The 603-nt window shown below is 43.1% G+C and carries 1 protein-coding gene; it reads right to left on the bottom strand.

The window, feature by feature from the left end; all coding sequences use genetic code 11:
- Positions 1 to 353 (bottom strand): cytochrome ubiquinol oxidase subunit I (locus P364_RS0134855; protein ID WP_029881549.1); only part of this gene is annotated, 353 nt, incomplete at its 3' end.
- Between the last annotated feature and the right edge of the window lie 250 nt (positions 354 to 603).

Raw genomic sequence — 603 nt, 5'->3', positions numbered from 1 at the left:
CACGTATACAAATAAATGCCTAGGAAAATCGCTTCAAAAAAGAAAGCGAACACTTCCATAAATAATGGCAGTGCAATCACGTTCCCTGCCAGCTTCATAAAATTAGGCCATACCAAGGCTAGTTGCAGCGAAATCGCCGTACCTGTCACCACACCAACTGCCACAGAAATAACAAAACCTCTCGACCACCTCTTTGCCATCAAGATGTAGTGGTTATCTTTTTTGCGAATACCTACAAACTCCGCAATAGCGATCATAAGGGGCACACCGACGCCAATCGTCGCGAATATGACGTGGAACCCCAGGGTCATCCCTGTCACAAGCCTGCTCCACAGTACCGTGTCAATGCTCATCTCTTCCCTGCCTCCCTTCAAAATCCGTTTAATTATTGTACTAAGATGTTGCTAGATTTCTGAAACACTTGCCCTACATTACATTCGATATCAGGTTTGGCCAGTCAATGAGCTCAACACCCACAAAAGAGAAATATTTCACAAAGTAATTCGCAAAAGTGACCACTGCTCAGTAAACTTCCCGATTGGTCGGTTCGATGTGCGCTCCAAGTAACTGCAAAATCTAATATTTAAAATTATTATATCTTTG

Origin of the sequence: Paenibacillus sp. MAEPY2 (assembly GCF_000499205.1) — a bacterium.
In the GTDB taxonomy this organism is placed as follows: domain Bacteria; phylum Bacillota; class Bacilli; order Paenibacillales; family Paenibacillaceae; genus Paenibacillus; species Paenibacillus vandeheii.
This window is presented reverse-complemented; position numbering and strand designations above follow the sequence as displayed.